The organism is Kitasatospora sp. NPDC059408, from assembly GCF_042751525.1.
In the GTDB taxonomy this organism is placed as follows: domain Bacteria; phylum Actinomycetota; class Actinomycetes; order Streptomycetales; family Streptomycetaceae; genus Kitasatospora.
In genome coordinates this window covers 77,220-94,150 of record NZ_JBHYWI010000022.1, presented here as the reverse complement: position 1 = coordinate 94,150, position 16,931 = coordinate 77,220, and the positions used below count along the sequence as shown (strand labels likewise).

General features: G+C 74.5%; 14 protein-coding genes. 1 reads left to right on the top strand and 13 read right to left on the bottom strand.

Features of this window, described 5'->3' with window-relative positions; all coding sequences use genetic code 11:
• Window positions 1-2: 2 nt before the first annotated feature.
• Complete coding sequence (locus ACFXDE_RS17165) at window positions 3-1,253, bottom strand: hypothetical protein (protein ID WP_380494985.1); 1,251 nt, start codon at window positions 1,251-1,253, stop codon at window positions 3-5.
• Between the two features lie 111 nt (window positions 1,254-1,364).
• A complete protein-coding gene (locus ACFXDE_RS17160; protein WP_380494982.1) occupies window positions 1,365-2,375 on the bottom strand; it encodes an RNA ligase family protein in 1,011 nt (336 codons plus the stop codon).
• Window positions 2,376-2,445: 70 nt separating this feature from the next.
• Here ACFXDE_RS17160 and paaI point away from each other — a divergent pair, with 70 nt between their 5' ends.
• Window positions 2,446-2,859, top strand: a complete 414-nt coding sequence (paaI, locus tag ACFXDE_RS17155; protein WP_380494980.1) for a hydroxyphenylacetyl-CoA thioesterase PaaI — start codon at window positions 2,446-2,448, stop codon at window positions 2,857-2,859.
• Window positions 2,860-2,877: 18 nt separating this feature from the next.
• Here the strand turns inward: paaI and ACFXDE_RS17150 are convergent, their stop codons facing one another.
• From ACFXDE_RS17150 to ACFXDE_RS17100, 11 genes are all read right to left on the bottom strand, one after another.
• A complete protein-coding gene (locus ACFXDE_RS17150; RefSeq protein ID WP_380447259.1) occupies window positions 2,878-4,134 on the bottom strand; it encodes a phenylacetate--CoA ligase family protein in 1,257 nt (418 codons plus the stop codon).
• A gap of 14 nt (window positions 4,135-4,148) precedes the next feature.
• Complete coding sequence (locus ACFXDE_RS17145; RefSeq protein WP_380494977.1) at window positions 4,149-5,021, bottom strand: SDR family NAD(P)-dependent oxidoreductase; 873 nt, start codon at window positions 5,019-5,021, stop codon at window positions 4,149-4,151.
• On the bottom strand, window positions 5,018-6,280 hold the full coding sequence (locus ACFXDE_RS17140) for an MFS transporter (RefSeq protein WP_380494975.1): 1,263 nt from the start codon (window positions 6,278-6,280) through the stop codon (window positions 5,018-5,020). The genes ACFXDE_RS17145 and ACFXDE_RS17140 overlap by 4 nt, the downstream gene beginning before the upstream one ends.
• Window positions 6,277-7,500 (bottom strand): phenylacetate--CoA ligase family protein, encoded by a 1,224-nt coding sequence (locus ACFXDE_RS17135; protein ID WP_380494973.1) that lies wholly within the window; start codon window positions 7,498-7,500, stop codon window positions 6,277-6,279. The genes ACFXDE_RS17140 and ACFXDE_RS17135 overlap by 4 nt, the downstream gene beginning before the upstream one ends.
• Window positions 7,497-8,531 carry a RimK family alpha-L-glutamate ligase gene (locus ACFXDE_RS17130; RefSeq protein WP_380494971.1) on the bottom strand — a complete coding sequence of 345 codons (1,035 nt, stop codon included), beginning with the start codon at window positions 8,529-8,531 and terminating at the stop codon, window positions 7,497-7,499. Before ACFXDE_RS17130 ends, ACFXDE_RS17135 begins: the two co-directional genes overlap by 4 nt.
• The gene (locus tag ACFXDE_RS17125; RefSeq protein WP_380494969.1) at window positions 8,528-9,931 is read right to left on the bottom strand and encodes a KamA family radical SAM protein; all 1,404 of its coding nucleotides are present in this window, start codon (window positions 9,929-9,931) and stop codon (window positions 8,528-8,530) included. Before ACFXDE_RS17125 ends, ACFXDE_RS17130 begins: the two co-directional genes overlap by 4 nt.
• 19 nt (window positions 9,932-9,950) lie before the next feature.
• Window positions 9,951-11,651 (bottom strand): class I adenylate-forming enzyme family protein, encoded by a 1,701-nt coding sequence (locus ACFXDE_RS17120; RefSeq protein ID WP_380494967.1) that lies wholly within the window; start codon window positions 11,649-11,651, stop codon window positions 9,951-9,953.
• A 71-nt stretch (window positions 11,652-11,722) separates the two neighbouring features.
• Window positions 11,723-13,051 (bottom strand): flavin monoamine oxidase family protein, encoded by a 1,329-nt coding sequence (locus ACFXDE_RS17115; protein WP_380494965.1) that lies wholly within the window; start codon window positions 13,049-13,051, stop codon window positions 11,723-11,725.
• Window positions 13,048-13,290, bottom strand: a complete 243-nt coding sequence (locus ACFXDE_RS17110; RefSeq protein WP_380494963.1) for a phosphopantetheine-binding protein — start codon at window positions 13,288-13,290, stop codon at window positions 13,048-13,050. The genes ACFXDE_RS17115 and ACFXDE_RS17110 overlap by 4 nt, the downstream gene beginning before the upstream one ends.
• Before the next feature lie 47 nt (window positions 13,291-13,337).
• The gene (locus tag ACFXDE_RS17105) at window positions 13,338-14,870 is read right to left on the bottom strand and encodes an amino acid adenylation domain-containing protein (RefSeq protein WP_380494961.1); all 1,533 of its coding nucleotides are present in this window, start codon (window positions 14,868-14,870) and stop codon (window positions 13,338-13,340) included.
• 225 nt (window positions 14,871-15,095) lie between these two features.
• The gene (locus ACFXDE_RS17100; RefSeq protein ID WP_380495035.1) at window positions 15,096-16,793 is read right to left on the bottom strand and encodes a GAF domain-containing protein; all 1,698 of its coding nucleotides are present in this window, start codon (window positions 16,791-16,793) and stop codon (window positions 15,096-15,098) included.
• Between the last annotated feature and the right edge of the window lie 138 nt (window positions 16,794-16,931).

Here is a 16,931-nt window from a genome sequence, read left to right as displayed (position 1 = left end):
CGCTAGTGCGGATCGCCCTCGATCCGGCCCGCCAGCGCGCGGGCCGTGGGCCCCAGTTCGCGCCACCGGAGGACCAGCAGCGGGACGGCCAGGGCCAGGTAGACCCAGCTGAGCGCCAGGCGGGCGCTCTCGCCGGGGAGCACGAACTGGACGGCGAAGAGGACGAACAGCAGGCCCGCCTTCCACGGCAGGAAGCGCAGGTCGAGCAGCAGGACGACCGCGAGGAGCGTCTGGGCCGCCGTCAGCAGCACCTCGTCCACCTGGCGCTCGACCAGCGGGAGCGAAGCGCCGCCGCCCCCGGCCAGGTACGCGAGCGGGAGGCAGCCGATCAGCAGCGTCCACTGGTTGACCTTGCTGGACAGCAGCGCCCCGAGGCCGTCGTCGCCGCGCAGCCGCCACGCGAACACGACGGCGACGATCAGCTCCGGTGCCTCGGAGGCGAGCGGCGCGAGCCACTGCACGAGGAGGAAACGGTCGATGCCGAGCGAGGCGCCCGCGTCGACCAGCGAGGTCGCGAACGGCTCGGCGCACGCGAAGACGACCCCGGCGGCGACGGCGAAGACCAGGACGGTCGTGCACCGGCGCCGCGCGCGGGGCAGGGCGGCCAGCCGGGCCGGGACGCCGACCAGTTCCTCCTCGTCGGTCTCGCTGCACCGGCCGATCCGGAAGAGGTAGTACGCGTACCAGGCGATCAGCACGGCGGCCAGCACCCACGAGATCTGCCGCGCCGCGGGCATCACGAAGGCCACCAGCGCGGCGACGCCCAGGAACGCGGTGTCGATGCGGCGGTGCTCGCGCAGCCCGATCCCGGGCGCCACCCCGCGGCGGCGCGCCGCGACGTACGCGGCCAGCGCGACCAGCGGCCAGCCGACGCCGACGAGCAGCCGGTTGGCGCCGGTCATGTTGGCGGCGGCGTAGGCGGCGTACTCGGGCCGGGTGCCCGCCGCGTACGCGAACCAGAGGTCGACGGCGTACTCGGGCAGGACGGCGATGAACGCGAGGAGGGCGAGCGCGAGCGGGCCGGAGATGTCGGCGCGGGCGGTCTCGGCGGCCCACATGAGCAGCAGCGCCGCGGACAGCACCCCGAGCCCGAACAGCGCCATCCCGGCCACCGGCGACGGGTGCACCCCGGCGATCCGCAGCACCACGGCCGGCAGCGCGCCGGCCACGGCCGCGGCCAGCCGCAGCGCCGTCACACCGCCGCTCGGGGGCGGCGCCGACGGCGGCTCTGCGGTGCCCCGCGGGGCGGTCACGGGCAACTCCTGGGCCATGGGCCGTCCTCACGTGCTCGGGAACGCGAGCAGGCTAGGGCAGCGGGGCCCCGGACGGTGCAGGGGCGCGGCCGGGGGTCCCCCGGACGGAGGCTATCCGCGGCGGGTGCGGCGGTCCCGCGCGTCGAACTCGGCCAGGGCGAGGGCGCCGGGCCGCAGGGCGCGCTCCAGGTGGTCCCGGAGGTCGTCGTCCAGGCCGCCGAGGGCCTCGGCGAGCTCCTCGGCGACGTCCTTGAGGATCTCCTGCGCGACGGCGTCGGCCGGCGTCCGCGGTCCGAGTTTGCTCACCGCCCCGGCCGCGCGGGCGGGGGTGAGGAGGGCCGAGGCCTGGACGAGCAGCCACGCCGGCATGCCGGCGGCGCCTTCCGGAGGAGCGACGTAGGGGCGCGAGCCGTCGTAGCGCTCGTCCTCGGCGAAGGCCTTGTGCTTGACCTTCAGGATCGGACGGGCGGAGGCGCGTTGCCATTCCCCGGCCGGCTTGAGGACGTAGCCCTCGGCGAGGTTGTCGGGGAGCGCGGGCAGGCCGAGGAGCGCCGGGAGGCGGGTGGGGTAGGCCGGCGGGAGGTCCTGGAGCGTGGTCAGCGGGCCGTACCCGAGGGCGGGGACGCACGTGAGCCCGGCGGCCCGCGCGGCCTCCCGGACGGCGCGGTCGGCCAGCCACCACGAGCCCTCGGGCGTCTCGACGGCGGCGTCGAACGGCAGCCAGTACAGGCCGGGGGCGTACCAGACGCCCGTCTGCACCGGCTCGACGCCGACGACGGCGGGGACGTCCGGGTGCGGGTAACTCCCGCCCGCGAGCTCGCCGTAGACCGTCACCACCGCGTCCGCGCCCCGGTCGGCGCGCACGGCGGAGGCGAACCGGGCCACCGCGACCGAGAGTTGCGGCCAGATCCGGCTGACCCCGAAGAAGCCGTCCAGGTCGTCGTCCCCGAGCGCCTCGCGCCGCTTCGCCGGCCGCACGCCGTCCCGGTCGCACACCACCGCGAAGTGCGCGCCGTGCACCTTCTCCAGGGCCACCCACTCCCGCACCCCGGGCACGGCGAGCGGCCGCTTCGCCGGGATCTTCGGGTAGGGCGTCAGCTCGGGGCTCGTGGAATCGGACATACCGGAGATCATCCCGGGGCGCCCGCGCACGGGCAACGGGGATTCGCCGGACAGGCCGTAGGGTGCGGCCATGGACGAGACGGCGATGAAGGAGCAGTACGCCCGGGACGAGACGTGTCGGGCGCTGGGGATCGCGCTGGACGAGGTGGCGCTCGGACGGGCCGTGATGCGGATGACGGTCGGCGCGGCGATGGTCAACCAGCACGGGACGGCGCACGGCGGGTACCTGTTCCTGCTCGCCGACGCGGCGTTCTCGTACGCGTGCAACAGCCACGGGCCGGTCACCGTCGCGCAGGCGGCGCAGGTGGTGTTCCTCGCGCCGGCGGCCGTCGGGGACGAACTGGTGGCGGAGGCGGTGGAGCGGACGCGGGCCGGGCGCAACGGCGTCTACGACGTCACGGTGCGGCGCCCGGCGGACGGCACGACCGTCGCCGAGTTCCGCGGCCAGAGCATCGTGATCGGCGGGCGGCCGCCCGTGAAGTAGACGACCGCCCGCAGTGGTTCAGTCCTCCGGGCGTTCGTCGAGGACCTGCTGGAGCTTGCCCGTGCGCGGGTTGGTGACGAGGTCGGCGCGCGGGACCCACTCCACGGCGAGGTGGTGGATCGTGCCGAGCGCGACCTCCTCGGGGTACAGCGGGCGGGCGGTGTAGACGGCCTCGACGAGGCGCTCGGACAGGCCCGGCGGGGGCTGTTCGGTGCAGCCGAGCCGCAGGATGAGGCCGTCGCGGCCGTCCCAGCGGCGCTGGACGAGCTGCATCCCGGCGATGTGCCCGTCCGGGTCGGCGGCGAGGAGGACGGCGCGGATCTCCTCGGTGGGCATCGCGACCGGTCCGACCCGGGCGCCCTCGGCGGAGCGGCCGAGGAGGCGGAAGCGGCGGCACTCGCCGTCGGTCCACTCGGCGCGGTCGCCGGTGGGGTAGCGCAGGATCGGCATGAGGGTGCGGAAGAGGTTGGTGACGACGACCCGGCCGGGCACGCCCGGGGCGGTGACGACGTCGCCGGTGGCGTCGTCGATCAGCTCGACGACCGTCCGGTCCGGGAAGGCCTCGTGCACCCGGACGTCGTCGCCGGGCACCGGGGAGCCGACCAGTCCGGCGTCGTTGGAGGCGTAGCCGACGGAGGCGACGGCGGCCTTGGGGAAGGCGCGGGACAGGATCGGGCGCAGGTCGGCGAAGAGCAGGTCGCCGCCGAACAGCAGGAGTTCGACGGAGTCGGCGCTCTCGCCGCGCCGCACCAGGGCCTCGGCGACGGCGCTGAGCTTCATCGGCTCGCCCGCCAGGACGTGCACGCCGAAGCCGCCGATCAGGTCGGCGACGGCCTCGTCCGGGGCCGCGCCGCCGACGGCGAGGCGGACGTTCTCCACCGGCGCGTGGTGCAGGGCGTTCTCGATGTAGAGGAAGCCGCCGTAGAGTTCGCCGGCCATGAAGAGGTTGGCGACCCGGTGGCCCGGCCTGAGCCCGGCGCGGACCAGGCCGGCGCCGAAGGCCGTCACGGAGTCGGCGTGTTCGCCGCGGGTCCAGGGGGAGAACTTGGGGACGCCGGTGGTGCCGCCGGTCTTGTAGACGCCGGCGTCGGTGAGCGGGCCGGTCAGGACGCGGTTGTCGGGCCAGGTGTTGGCGGCCCAGAAGGCGGCCTGGTCGATCACCGGCAGCTGGGTGAGGTGGTCGATCCGGGCGGGCAGGCCGCGGTACAGCTCGGCGTAGAACGGCGAGTGTGCGCGGGCGAACGCGACCAGCTCGGACACGGATTTCGCGGGCATGTCGACTCCACGTCTCAAGAAGGGCTTTCGGACTGCCCGAGCCAGGTGCGGGCGAGCCGCCGGACGGCCGAGCCGTCGCGGTCGGCGAGTTTGGCGGCGAGGTACTCGGAGGCCCAGGGGCCGGTCGGCACCCGGAACGGCGGGTCCTCCTCGGAGAGCGTGCGCACCACGACGGCCGCGACCTCCCGGGCGGGCTGGCCGACGGCCTCCCACCCCTGCGAGCCGAGCCACTCAAGGTACCCCGCGAAGGTGGGCGCGTACGGGCCGGAGGCGTCGCGCAGGGTCTCCCGGTTCACGTCCGGGAAGATGCCGAAGGAGGAGTCCGGCACGAAGCCCGGGACGACGATCGAGACCCGCACGCCGTGCGCGGCGGCCACCGGGGCGAGCGCCTCCATGAACCCCTCGACGGCGAACTTGGCCGCGCAGTACGCCTCGTTGAAGGGCTGGCCGATGACGCCGTGCACGCTGCCGATGGTGACCAGCCGGCCGCCGGAGGCCCGCAGCAGGGGCATCGCGGCGCGGCTGACGGCGGCGACGCCGAAGAAGTTGACCTCCAGGTTGGCGCGCAGCGCGGCGTCGGTGGACATCTCCAGCGTCGGGTCGGAGTTGGCGACGCCGGCGTTGTTGACGACGGCGTCCAGCCGCCCGTACGTCCGCGCGACGTCGTCCACGCAGTCGTCGACGGACGCGGCCTCGGTGACGTCGAGGTGCCGGATGTCCAGGGTGACGCCGGCCCGGCGGGCCGCCTCCCGCAGCGGGCCGGAGCGGGCGGGGTCGCGCAGCGAGGCGACGGTGGTGAACCCGGCGCGGGCCGCCGCGACGGCGGTGGCCAGGCCGATGCCCGAGGACGTCCCGGTGACCAGGAGCACCCGCTCCCGGGCGCTCACGGCGTGCTCTCCGCGAGCTCGGCGGCCGGCTCGGGGACCGCCGCGTCGAGCAGGGGCTGGATGCCGAGGGCCGGGAGGAAGGAGCAGGCGGCCAGCAGGGTGCCGCCCGCCATGACGGTCCGGGCGGCGTCGAGGATGCCGAGCGGCCCGGTCAGGAGCGTCACGGCGAGGCCGCCGACGAGCGCGGCGAGCGGGATCACGCCCCACGTGACGGTCCGGAAGGCGGCGTGCATGACGCCTTGGTTGCGGGCGGACATCCGGGACTGCCGGGTGGGCGCGCTGCACACGTTGATGCAGGACATGAAGAAGCCGTAGCAGCCCATGCTCACGGCGATCACCGGCCCGGCCGGCAGTGCGGGCGCGGCGAGCACGCCGAGGCCGACCAGGCAGTGCAGGAGCAGCGACCAGGCCATCGTGCGTCCGAGGCCGAAGCGGGTGCCGAGCCGCGGGGCGACGAGGGCGCCGGCCAGCGCGCCGAGGGCGGCGACGGACATGGCCGCGCCGAACTCCCCGACGGAGACGTCGAGTCCGCGGTAGGCGAGCACCGGCAGGACGGTGACGAAGACGGGCCCGCCCGAGTTGAGCGTGACGGCCGCCAGCACGACGCGCCGCAGCACCGGGTCGGCCCAGTTGAGCCGGAAGCCGCGGGTGAGCCGCTCCCGGACCGAGCCTTCCTCGACGGTCCGCTCGCCCCACGGCCGCATGGACCGGAAGCAGACGGCCGAGACGAGGTAGCTGGCCGCGTCGACGAGCAGCGCCGCGACGCCGAGCGCGCTGTAGAGGGCGGCGGCGATGGAGGGCCCGGCGACCTCGGCGACGGAGCCGCTGCCCTCAAGGCGCGAGTACGCGCGGACCATGCCGTCCTCGGGCACGACGGCCGGGACGGCGACGAGGTAGCCGACGTTGAAGAAGATCGTCGCGCCGCTGATCACCGCGACGCAGCCGAACAGCAGCGGCGTGGAGAGCACGTCCAGCCAGTACGCGAGCGGGATCGCGGCGACGGCGGCGAGCCGGACGAGGTCGCAGCCGAGCATCGTCCACCGCTTGTCCCAGCGGTCGACCAGGACGCCGGCGACCGGCCCGAGCAATGGGATGCCGAGGTACTGGGCCATCGCGACGACGCCGACCTGGAGGGCGGAGGCGTGCAGCACGAAGATCATCAGGGTCGGCACGACGAAGACGGTCACCTTGTCGCCGACCAGGCTGACGGTCTGGCCGCCCCAGAACAGGTTGAACCCGCGGCCCAGCCGTGTGTTCACGCCTCCTCCCGCACGACCAGGGCGGCGGTCTTGCCGGTGCGCTCGTTGCCGATCAGCTCGGTGACCGCGCGGACGCGGACGTTTCCGGGGTCGTGCTGGAAGGCGGTGCTGAGCGTGAAGGTGGCGGCCAGCAGTTCCGTGCGCAGCCCGTCGGTGTCCGGCGAGGCATCGGGGTCGGTCAGTAGGAGGATCTCCAACTCCGCCACCCGGCCACCCTGTTGGGTGAGCACCACCTGGGCGCGGGCGACACCCGGGGTGCGCTCCGCGTGGGCGATCACCTCGTCCACGTCCAGTCCGAGGCCGCGGACCTGGACGACGCTGTCGCGGCGGCCGAGCACCCGCATCGCCGGGCCCGGCCGGCCACACGGGCAGGTCGTCAACTCGCCCGCGTCGCCGGTGCGGTAGCGCAGGACGGGGTTGAGCATGTGCGGGTTGAGGGTGGTGAAGTCGAGCAGGCCGTCCCGGTCGGTGTGCACCAGCTGGTCCGGCAAGGGGTGGAAGGTGTCGGGCGGGCAGTCGGGGGTGTTGGTGGCGACCACCCAGGTCTCGGTGCTGCCGAACATCCCCCAGCGGCGGGCCTGCGGGGCCACCATCGCGAGGTCCTCGGCGAGTTGGGGCTGCCACGCCTCGCCGAGCCACAGCACCTTGCGCAGCGCGGGGAGCCGGATCCCGGTGGCGCGGGCGTGCGCGAACCAGAGCCGCAGGACGCTGGGCGTCCCGCCGACGGCCGTCACGCCGCGCGCGGCCATGAACTCCAGCCAGCCGCCGTACTCGTCTCTCGCGACCGAGCCGAGGGCGATGATCCGGCAGCCGGAGAGGTCGGCGAGCGCGGCGGCGAGGAAGTGCGCGCCCCACATCCGGCCGGCGCCCCACGCGTTGACGAAGACGTCCGAGCGGTCCAGCGGCTGCCAGTGGGCGTGCACGCCGGCCATGTAGAAGCCGGTCGGCGCGTAGCCGACCTTGGGGGCGCCGGTGCTGCCGCCGCTCTGGAACAGCCAGGTGGCGGCGTGCTCGGCGGCCGGCTCCAGATGGGTGAGGGCGGTGTTGAGGTCGTCCTTGGCCAGCGGCGGGAGCGCGGCGAGGCCGTCGAGGGTGCGGACGTCCGGGTGGCCGTCGTAGCGGCCGGCGAGTCCGGGCACGGTCCGCAGGCGGTCGAGCGTGCGCCGGGCGACGGACAGGCGCGGGGCGGCTTCCTCCGGCAGGAGGGAGAAGGAGGTCATCGGAGGTCCGTCCGGTGGTCGAGGGTCAGCGGCCGGGCGCCGTCGGCGAGCCACTTGGCGTGGCCGTCGCGGTAGGCGGTGAACCGGGCGCGGGTGACGTCCCGCTGGAGGGTGCGGTGCGGGTCGGTGTGGTCGGGGGCGATGACGCCGTCGGGTTCGAGTTCGGAGAACCAGTACGTCGTGCCGTCGTGCAGGAAGTCGACGCAGAAGAACGGGATCGGCAGCTTCTCGGCGAAGTAGCGGGTGGCTTCGGCGAGTTCGGGCGGTACGGGCGGGAACTCCATGCTGCCGCCGCGGCTCGCGTTGGCCACCGGGGAGCCGGCCTCGGGGGTGCGCTTCAGCACCGCGTACGGCTCGCCGTCGACGACGTAGACGCGGTAGTCGACGGTGCCGTCCCCGAGGTACGGCTGCACGACGAGCGTCGTGTCGCCGCCCTGGGCGAGGCTGGCCAGGCCCCGGACGTCCTCCGGGCCGCGGGCCAGGTTGATCCCGCCCCCGCCGCACCAGCCGGACGGCTTGACGATCGCCGGGTACGTCATGCCGCCGAGCGCCACCTCGTACTCGTGCTTGCCGATGTCCCGCCCGGTGCCGATCCGGACGGTCGGGATCGTCGGGACCGGGGAGCCGGCCAGGTAGAGCAGGGTGGCGAGCTTGTCGTTGCCGATCAGCGACACCTGCGGCGGGAAGGGCAGGTAGAAGCCGGCCTGTTCGAGCACCGCGTAGAGCGCGTACTGGTTGAAGACGTCCATCGACTGGTACGGCAGGGAGTAGAGCGCGGTGATGAACAGCGTGTCCTCGGGGGTCACGGGTTCCTCGTCGACGTAGACGCGCGGGCGGCCGGGGCCGGTGGCGTCGACGCTGACGGACTCCGGGGCGTTCCTCGTCCAGCGCAGGCCGAGGTCGGCGGCGCACTCGGCGTAGAGGTCCCAGAAGAAGGGGTGCCACAGCGCGGCCATCCGGGAGGACTCCCGGTCGGGGAAGATCCAGCACAGCCGGCGCAACGGGCCGTCGGGCGTGGGGGATTGGCTCATCGTGCTCCTCGCGGTTCGAGAAGTTCGGGCCGTGCGGACCCGGTGGCCGGGCCGGACCACCAGCGCCGGCCGGTCTCGGGCAGGGTGTCCACCGGGTCGTAGAAGGGGAAGCGACGGTCGAGCGGGGCGTCCGTGCCCCCGTCGCCGGACTCCACGCTCGTGCGGTAGTTCTTCGTCCAGTACGAGATCCCGCGCTCGCGGTCGTAGGCCACCGCCTGGTGCACCCAGCGCTTGCCGACGTGCGGCACGTCGCACACGATGCGCGGGGTGGCGTAGCCGGGCAGGTAGCCCATGATCGCCTCCTGGAGGCGCTGGGCCTGGTGCAGCGGGGTCCGCCAGTGTTCGGCGTTGGGGATCATGTCGCAGAGGTAGAAGTAGTACGGCAGGATGTTCGCCTCGCCCTGGAGGGCGAAGCAGAGGTCCAGCAGGGCCTCCGGGGTGGCGTTGACGCCGCGCATGAGGACGCCCTGGTTGCGCACGTCCCGCACGCCCGCGTCGAGCAGCGCCCGGGCGGCCTCGGCGACCAGCGGGGTCACCGACTGAACGTGGTTGGCGTGGGTGTGCACGGCCAGGCTGACGGCGCGGCGGGCCGCGACCGCCGCCACCCGGGCGAGTCCGTCCAGCACCTGCGGCTGGAGCCAGTGCTGGGGCAGGCCGACCACGGCCTTGCTGGCGAGCCGGACGTCCCGCACCGAGCCGAGGTCCAGCAGCCGCAGCAGGAAGGACTCCAGGCGCGGCCAGGGCACGTTGGCGAGGTCGCCGCCGGAGACGACGACGTCGCGTACGGACGGGGTGCGTTTGAGGTAGTCGAGCATCTGCTCCTGGCGGTCCGCGGGGCGCAGTGCCAGGCGGGCCTTGGTGACCTGCGGGGTCGAGGTGCCGACGAGGTCCATCCGGGTGCACTGGCCGCAGTACTGCGGGCAGGTGGAGGTCAGTTCGGCGAGGACCTTGGTGGGGTAGCGGTGGGTGAGGCCCTCGACCGCCCACATGTCGGTCTCGTGCAGGGAGTCGCGCTCGGCCAGCGGGTGGCTGGGCCAGCGCGGGTGCCGGTCGCCGCGCACGGGCAGCATGTAGCGGCGGACGGGGTCGGCCAGGAACGCGTCGGTGAACGGGCCGGGCCGGGCCGGTGCGTGCGGGGCCATGGTGTTGAGCACGTGCGGCGGCAGGAGCATCGCCATGGTGGCGAACCCGGCCTGGTCGGCGGCGAGTTCGTCGTAGAAGCGGTCGTCGAGGAGGGGGCCGGCGAGGGCCCGCAGCTGCCGGGCGTTCTTGACCGAGTGGGCGCGCTGCCACTGGGGGTCGCGCCACTGGGCGGCGGTCACGTCGCGCCAGCCGGGCAGGCGGCGCCAGTCCGGCTCGGCGAGCGCGGTGCGGGTGTACTGGTACGGCTGGCGGATCACGTGGTGGTCCATGGCCGGGCTACGGGCGGGCGAGGAGGGCGGCGTGCCGGGTGCGCAGCTCGCGCTTGAGCACCTTTCCGGTGGGCCCGAGCGGGAAGTCCCCGGGCGTCCGGGCGATCCGGACGGCGGCGAGCGGGGCGAGACCGGCGGCGGCCAGGGCCCGGTTGGCGGCCGCCTGGACCTCGTCGGCGCTGCTCGCCTCGGCGTCCGCCTGCAACCGGACGACGGCAACCGGTAGTTGGCCGCGTTCGGCGGGGACGCCGATCACCGAGCAGTCCCGCACGAGGTCGGCGCAGTCGGCGAGCAGCACCTCCTCGACCGGGAGGCTGTGGACGGGGCCGTCCGCGGTGTCGATGACGTCCACCGTCCGGTCGAGGTGGTAGAAGCGGCCGTCGGCGTCGCGGCGGGCGACGTCGCCGGTGAGCCAGTAGCCGTTCAGCTCGAAGGAGGCGGTCAGCCGGGGGTCGTTCCAGTAGCCGGGGGTCAGCGAGGGGGACACGACGCCCAGCAGCCCGACCTCGCCGTCCGGGAGTTCGGTGCCGTCGAGGCCGAGCACGGCGGCCTTCTCGACGACCTCCAGCGGCTTGCCGACGCAGCGGTCGTCGCGGGCGCTCTCGGGTGTGGTGATCTGGCCGAACAGCGCCATGCCCATCTCGGAGGATCCGAGGCCGTCGATGAACTGCGAACCGGGCAGGGCGGGTTGCTCGGCCCGCTCCTGCGGCAGCAGCCAGGGCCGGATCAGCCCGGCCGGCCGCTCGCCGAGCGTCACCAGGCGGCGGATGTGTCCGTGGTGGGCGCTGTCGCCGGTGTTGAACCAGGAGTGCACCTTCGCGGCCCCGCGCACGGGCAGTTCGCCGGTCGCGAGCTCGACGAAGGTGCGCGGGAAGGAGGCGACCATGGTGGGCCGGAACGCCTCCATGACCGGCTCGACGGCCGCGCGCCGCCAGTCGGACATGACGACGGTCGGCAGCCCGAGCAGGACGGCGGTGAGGAAGTAGCTCAGGCCGCCCGCGTGGGTGTGCGGCATGAGCGACATCAGCCGGTCGTACGGCTCGGCCGGGAAGCGCACCATGCGCGGCTGCTTGCCGTCCCAGAACCCGCGGTGGGAGAGCATCGTGGACTTCGGGGTGCCGGTGGTGCCGGAGGAGTGGATCAGCGCGACGACGTCGTCCGGGCCGTGCCGGTGCGGGTACGCCGAGGGCAGCCCGGCCCGGTCGGCGTCGAACGCGCGCACCTCGGCGGCGAGGGCGAGGAAGCGCGGGCGGCGCTGCGGGTCCTCGCGGTAGGCGGCGGCGAGCCGGGTGGTGTCGTCCGCGACGACGCCGACCACGCCGACGTGGTCGAGGTAGCGGACCAGCACGTCGTGCCGCAGTGCGTCGTTGACCAGTGCGGGGACGGCGCCGAGCGCGGTGAGCGCGAGGAAGTGCAGCAGCGGTTCCAGGCCCTCGCCGACGACGACCGCCACCGGCTCGCCGGGGCGCACGCCGTTGGCGTGGTACCAGGCGGCGTAGCGGTCGCGCAGGGCGGCGAGATCGAGCAGGCTGTGGCCGCGCAGCACGACCTCGCCGCGGTGGTCGGTGCGGTGGGTGAAGACGAACGGGACCGTGCGGTGCGGGTTGGCCGCGAGGGCGTGGTCCAGGAAGTTGCCCGCGCCGAGGGCGGGTTCGGTCATCAGCCGCTCTCTGGCGGCGAGCGGGGCGACGGAACTGTGGTCGTTCATGGCGGTCTCCCGACGTGGGGTGCCGGGCGCGCGGCTCTCGTGGAGCCGGTGCCGGGCGGAAGGGGTGTGGATCAGGGCCGGGCGAGGATCTCGGCGGCGGCGCGGTGGCCGGAGCGGATCGCGCCCTCCATGAGCCCGAAGTAGGCGGTGCTGGTCTCGGTGCCGGCGAAGTGCACCCGGCCGTGCGGAGCGGTGAGCGCAGGGCCGTGCGCGAGCCAGTCGCCGGGGCCGAGCAGGGCGGCGTAACAGCCTTGGCTGTACGGCTCGTTGACCCAGTCGGTGACGTGGCAGGCGAGGGGCTCGGGCAGCATGGGGAACAGCTGCGCGGCCTGTCGGACGGCCGCCTCGCGCTGTTCCCCGGCACTGAGGGCGCCGAAGCGGTGCGCTTCGGCGCCGGTGACGAAGCCGGTGAGGACGCCCGGTCCGCCCTCGGGCGGGGTGTCGTCCACGGTGGAGAGCAGCGGGCCGCGGGCGTTGACCGACCAGCCGGACAGGCCGTGGTCGCGCCAGAGCGGCGCGGGGTAGACCAGGCTCGCCTTGATCGCGCAGCCGCGCGCGGTGCGCTCGCCGGCCCGGTGCGGCGGCGGCCCGGGGCGGTGCTCGATCGCGTCGGCGAGCAGTGGCGGCAGTGCCAGCACGGCGACGTCCGCGCGGTAACTCCCCTGATCGGTCACGACGGTGACCCGGCCCGCGTCCTGGTGCACGGCCCGGACGGGTTCGCCGAGCCGCACCCGCACGCCGAGCCGCTCGGCCAGCCGCTCGCACACCTGGTGCGCGCCGCCGGCGACCCGGTCCTGCTGGGCGCCGCCCTCGAACGCGTTGAGGTAGCGCAGTCCGCCGCCGGAGCGCAGGTAGAACGCCATGTGCAGGACGGAGAGGTCGGCCGGGTCGGCGGCCATCATCTCGCCGAGGAAGAGCGGGAAGAAGAGCCGGGCGTCAGGGTGGGCGAGGTGCTGCTCGGCCCACTCGGCGGCGGTGAGGGTGTCCAGGTGTTCGGCGCCGGGAGTGAGCCAGGGCTCCTCCGGCCGTACGGCGGAGGTGAGTTCTTCGAGCTGCTCGAAGAGGTCGCCGAGCGCGACGGCGTTCAGCGGCGGGAACCGGCCGTCCCGGGTGGCGTGTTCGCCGCCGAGGGCGAAGCGGCTGGCGCCGAGCATCGTCGTCGGCGCGGTCTTGAGGCCCAACTCGTCGATGAGGGACAGGAGTTCGGTGTGCCGTTCGCCGAGGTAGGCGGCTCCGCCGTCGATCCACCGGCCGGGGGCGACCTCGATGCCGTGCGTGCGCCCGCCGACGCGGTCCCTGGCCTCCAGGACGGTGACGTCGATCCCTTGCGCCGCAAGGCGGTCGGCGGTGGTGAGGCCGGCGAGGCCGGCGCCGACGACGACGGCGGCCCGGGGGGTCACGCCGCCCCCGTGATTCTCCCGGCGAGGCCGGCCGGGGTGGGCTCGGCCAGGAACTCCTCGAAGGTCAGCTCGACGCCGTGGCCCCGCGCGACGGCGCTGAGCACCCGGGTGGCGATCAGCGAGTCGCCGCCGAGCTGGAAGAAGTCGGAGTCGGCCGTGACGTCCTCGCGCTGGAGGACGCGGCGGAAGATGGCCACGACGTCGTCGGGCGTGGCCGGGGTGGTGGTGTCAACGCTCAATGGGGGTCTCCTTCGACCTGGTCGTGGAGGTGGCAGGGGCCACGGGGTCAGACGGCGTAGCGGCGGTGGCAGCCGGCGCGGTCGACCTTGCCGCTCGCGGTGAGGACGAGCCGGGGCACGACGGTCACCCGGCTGGGCACGAGGTGGCCGGGCACGCGTTCCCGCAGGTGGGCCAGTAGTTCGGTGTCGAGGGTGGCGCTGTCGGCGTGGGGCCGCGGCACGACGTAGGCGACGAGGACCGAGCGCCCCGCGAGGGCCGCCGCGGTGACGGCCGCGGCCGACACGCCGGGGTGGGCGGCCAGGTGGGCCTCGACCTCGGCCGGGTCGACCCGGACGCCGCGGATCTTCACCTCGCCGTCCAGGCGTCCCTCGTGGGTGAGGACGCCGCCGTCCCCGGCGGCGACGCGGTCGCCGGTGCGGTACCAGCGCTCGCCGTCGACGGTGGTGAAGCGTGCCGCCGTGGCCTCTGGCAGGCCGCGGTAGCCGAGGGCGACGGCCTGCCCGCCGATCATCAACTCGCCGTCGTCGCCGATGCGTTCGCGCACATGGGGGAGTGCCCGCCCGATCGGCGCCCGCGCGGTGCCGTCCCACGTATGGCCGGGGGCGAGCGGGCCGTGCAGGTCCACGGCGTGCGTGATCATGGTGGTCTCGGTGCTGCCGTAGGTGTTGAGCAGCCGGATCCGCCCGGTGTCCAGACGGCTCCAGTCGGCCAGCCGGGTGGGGCTGGCCGCCTCGCCGCCGATCACCAGCAGCCGGACGCAGTCGGGCAGGGTGAGCCCGTCCTCGGCGAGGTGGAGCACGAGTTCGTGCCAGAAGGCGGTCGGCAGGTCGAGGACGGTGACGCCTTCGCGCTCGACCATCCGCAGGAAGCGGGGGAACGAGCCGCTGTGCGCGTCGGGGTCGACGACCAGCGCGGCGCCGGTGGCGAGGGTCGGCAGGATCTCCTCGAAGCAGGTGTCCCAGTTGAGGGAGGCGAACTGGAGCACGCGGTCGTCCGGCGTGAGGCCGAACAGCTCGCGCAGGGAGGGGACCGTCGCCGCGAGTGCGCGACGGGGAGTGACGACGGGTTTCGGCTGCCCGGTCGAACCCGACGTGAAGAGAATGTACGCCGGCCGTTCCCCGGCGTCCTCGGTGGCGCTCTCGGCGCGTTGTGCGGAGCCCGCCTTCGGCGGGTCCCCGGGGAATTCCGGGGCCTCGGGTAACTCGACCGAAGGAAGCCCGACTTGGGGTGACAGGGCGGTTCCGGTGACGACTGCCGAGCGGCACTCGGCCGCGGTCGTCATGGCCTCCTGGCGAGGCCCCGGAAATGCCGGATCGACCGGGCAATAGGCGCCGCCGGCGGCGAGGACGCCGAGCAGCGCGACAACGGTTTCCGGTGTGTGCACGGCCGGTACGGCGACCGTGCCCGGATCGGTGCCCAGGCGCGTGGCCAGGGCGTTCGCCGACTCGTGGAGCCGGCGGTAGGTCAGGGCGCGTCCACGGTGGACGATCGCCGGACGGTCGGGATATCGACGTGCCATTTCGGTGAACACGTCGAACAGGTCGGGGACGACCTGGAGGGTACCGCGAATATTTGACATGCCCGCCCCAAATGACGCTCAGAAGTGCTCATCCGTGCTCGGCGAACGGCGACTCTACCTTCGAACATGCGTGGGGACAATGTCCGTTGGGAATGTTCTTCCAGGAGGGTGTGGGCGAACTGTGAATCCAGGCCCGATACTTCGGCGGTTCGGGTGGGGAAGGGCCCGGCCGGGCGACCGGGGAGTGGTGGTGCGGTGACGGAGCGTCGCCGATCCGACGAAGCGTCAGGATTCGAGCGGGGCGGACCACATGAGCCGGGTGCCGCCGTCCTCGGCCGCGCCCGCCTCGAACGTGCCGCCCACCCGCTCGGCCCGCTCGGCGAGGTTGCGCAGCCCGCTGCGCCGGCCGCCCTCCGGCAGACCCGCGCCGTCGTCCACGACGGTCAGCGAGACCCGCCCGGCGATCGCGCGGAGCGTCACCTCGACCCGGCCCGCCCCGGCGTGCCGGGCGGCGTTGCTCAGCGCCTCGCCGAGCACCGCGACCACGTGCTCGGCCAGCTCCTGCGGCACGTCGGTGTCGAGGAGGCCCTCCATGCTCAGCCGCGGCGGGAAGCCGAGCGTCGCCTGCGCCTCGGTGACGGCGCGCGTGGTGCGCGCCCGCAGGCCGCGGTCGGGCTCGCTGTGGGCCCGCAGGCCGAAGATCGTCGAACGGATGATCTTGATGGTCTCGTCCAGGTCCGCGACCGCCCGCCCGACCCGGTCGGCCGCCGCCGGGCTGTCGATCAGCCGGCCCGCGCTCTGCAGCGTCATCCCGGTCGCGAACAGCCGCTGGATCGCCAGGTCGTGCAGGTCCCGGGCGATCCGGTCGCGGTCCTCCAGCAGCGTCAACTGCTCGGCGTCGCGTCGCCGTTCGGCCAGTTCGAGGGCGAGCGCGGCCTGGTCCGCGAAACCCAGCAGCGGGCCCGTCTCGGCCGCGCTGAAGGCCGGCTGCCCGGCCGCCCGCGCGAGCAGCAGCACGCCCCGCCCGTACCCCGAGCCGGTGCCCAGCGGCACCGCGACCGCCGGCCCGAGCCCGTCGAACCGCCCGGCCGGGCCCGCCGGATACCGTCCGTCGCAGGCCAGCCCGTCACTGGTCACCGGCGAACCGGACGCGTACGCCGCCCCCGACAATGTGCCGTCCACCGGCACCGTGACCCCCAGTCGCTCGGCCGGCCTGCCACCCAGCGCGACCTCGACCGCCAGCTCCTGTGCCCGCTCGCCCGGCTCGGCCGGCGCCATCGACACGTCCGCCAGCTCGGCGCCGGCGATCTCCCGCGCCCGGCGGGCGATCAGCTCCACCACCGCCAGGCGCGGCGCGCCGGACAGCAGGCTCCGGGTGATCTCCGCGCTCGCCCGCAGCCAGCGCTGCTGGCGCTGCGCCTCCTCGTACAGCCGCGCGTTGTCGATCGCGACCCCGGCCGCGACGGCCAGCGTCGAGATCACCGCCTCGTCGTCCGCGTCGAAGTCCAGGCCGCCGCGCTTGTCGGTGAGGTACAGGTTCCCGAACACCTCGCCGCGCACCCGCACCGGCACCCCGAGGAAGGTGGTCATCGGCGGGTGGCCCGGCGGGAACCCGGCCGAGGCCGGGTGGTCCGACAGCATCGGGCAGCGCAGCGGGCGCGGGTCGCGGATCAGCTCGCCGAGGATGCCCCGGCCGGACGGCGGCGGGCCGATCTCGGCGATCTCCCCGTCCGTCATCCCGACCGTGCGGAACTCGGACAGCGAGTGCCCGTCCGCGCCGATCACGCCGAGCGCGGCGTAGCGGGCGTCCACCAGGTCGGCGGCGGCTTCGACGATCCGGTGCAGCGCCTGGGCGAGGTCCAGCTCCCGGCCGACCGCGAGCACCGCCTCCAGCAGGCTGTGCACGCGGTCCTGGGTGCCGCGGGCCGCGTCGATGCGCCACTGGAGCTCCTCCAGCAGCTCGTCCAGCCGCAGCCGGGGCATCCGCGCGCCGCCGCCGGCCGTGGGGGTGCCGTCCGCCGGAATCCCCTGCGCGCCGCCCACCCGTACTCCTCCAGTCGCCCGCCGCACCCCGGGTCAGAAGCGCCCTGACCGGGAGGATTGTCGGATTCAACGTAGTGC

Excerpts from the sequence above, each read along its gene's own strand:
- ACFXDE_RS17160 (WP_380494982.1), bottom strand. The coding sequence starts at position 2,375 with ATGTCCGATTCCACGAGCCCCGAGCTGACGCCCTACCCGAAGATCCCG.
- ACFXDE_RS17100 (WP_380495035.1), bottom strand. The coding sequence starts at position 16,793 with ATGCCCCGGCTGCGGCTGGACGAGCTGCTGGAGGAGCTCCAGTGGCGC.
- ACFXDE_RS17135 (WP_380494973.1), bottom strand. The coding sequence starts at position 7,500 with ATGACCTCCTTCTCCCTCCTGCCGGAGGAAGCCGCCCCGCGCCTGTCC.
- ACFXDE_RS17150 (WP_380447259.1), bottom strand. The coding sequence starts at position 4,134 with ATGCCCGCGAAATCCGTGTCCGAGCTGGTCGCGTTCGCCCGCGCACAC.
- ACFXDE_RS17105 (WP_380494961.1), bottom strand. The coding sequence starts at position 14,870 with ATGTCAAATATTCGCGGTACCCTCCAGGTCGTCCCCGACCTGTTCGAC.
- ACFXDE_RS17120 (WP_380494967.1), bottom strand. The coding sequence starts at position 11,651 with ATGAACGACCACAGTTCCGTCGCCCCGCTCGCCGCCAGAGAGCGGCTG.
- paaI (WP_380494980.1), top strand. The coding sequence starts at position 2,446 with ATGGACGAGACGGCGATGAAGGAGCAGTACGCCCGGGACGAGACGTGT.
- ACFXDE_RS17130 (WP_380494971.1), bottom strand. The coding sequence starts at position 8,531 with ATGAGCCAATCCCCCACGCCCGACGGCCCGTTGCGCCGGCTGTGCTGG.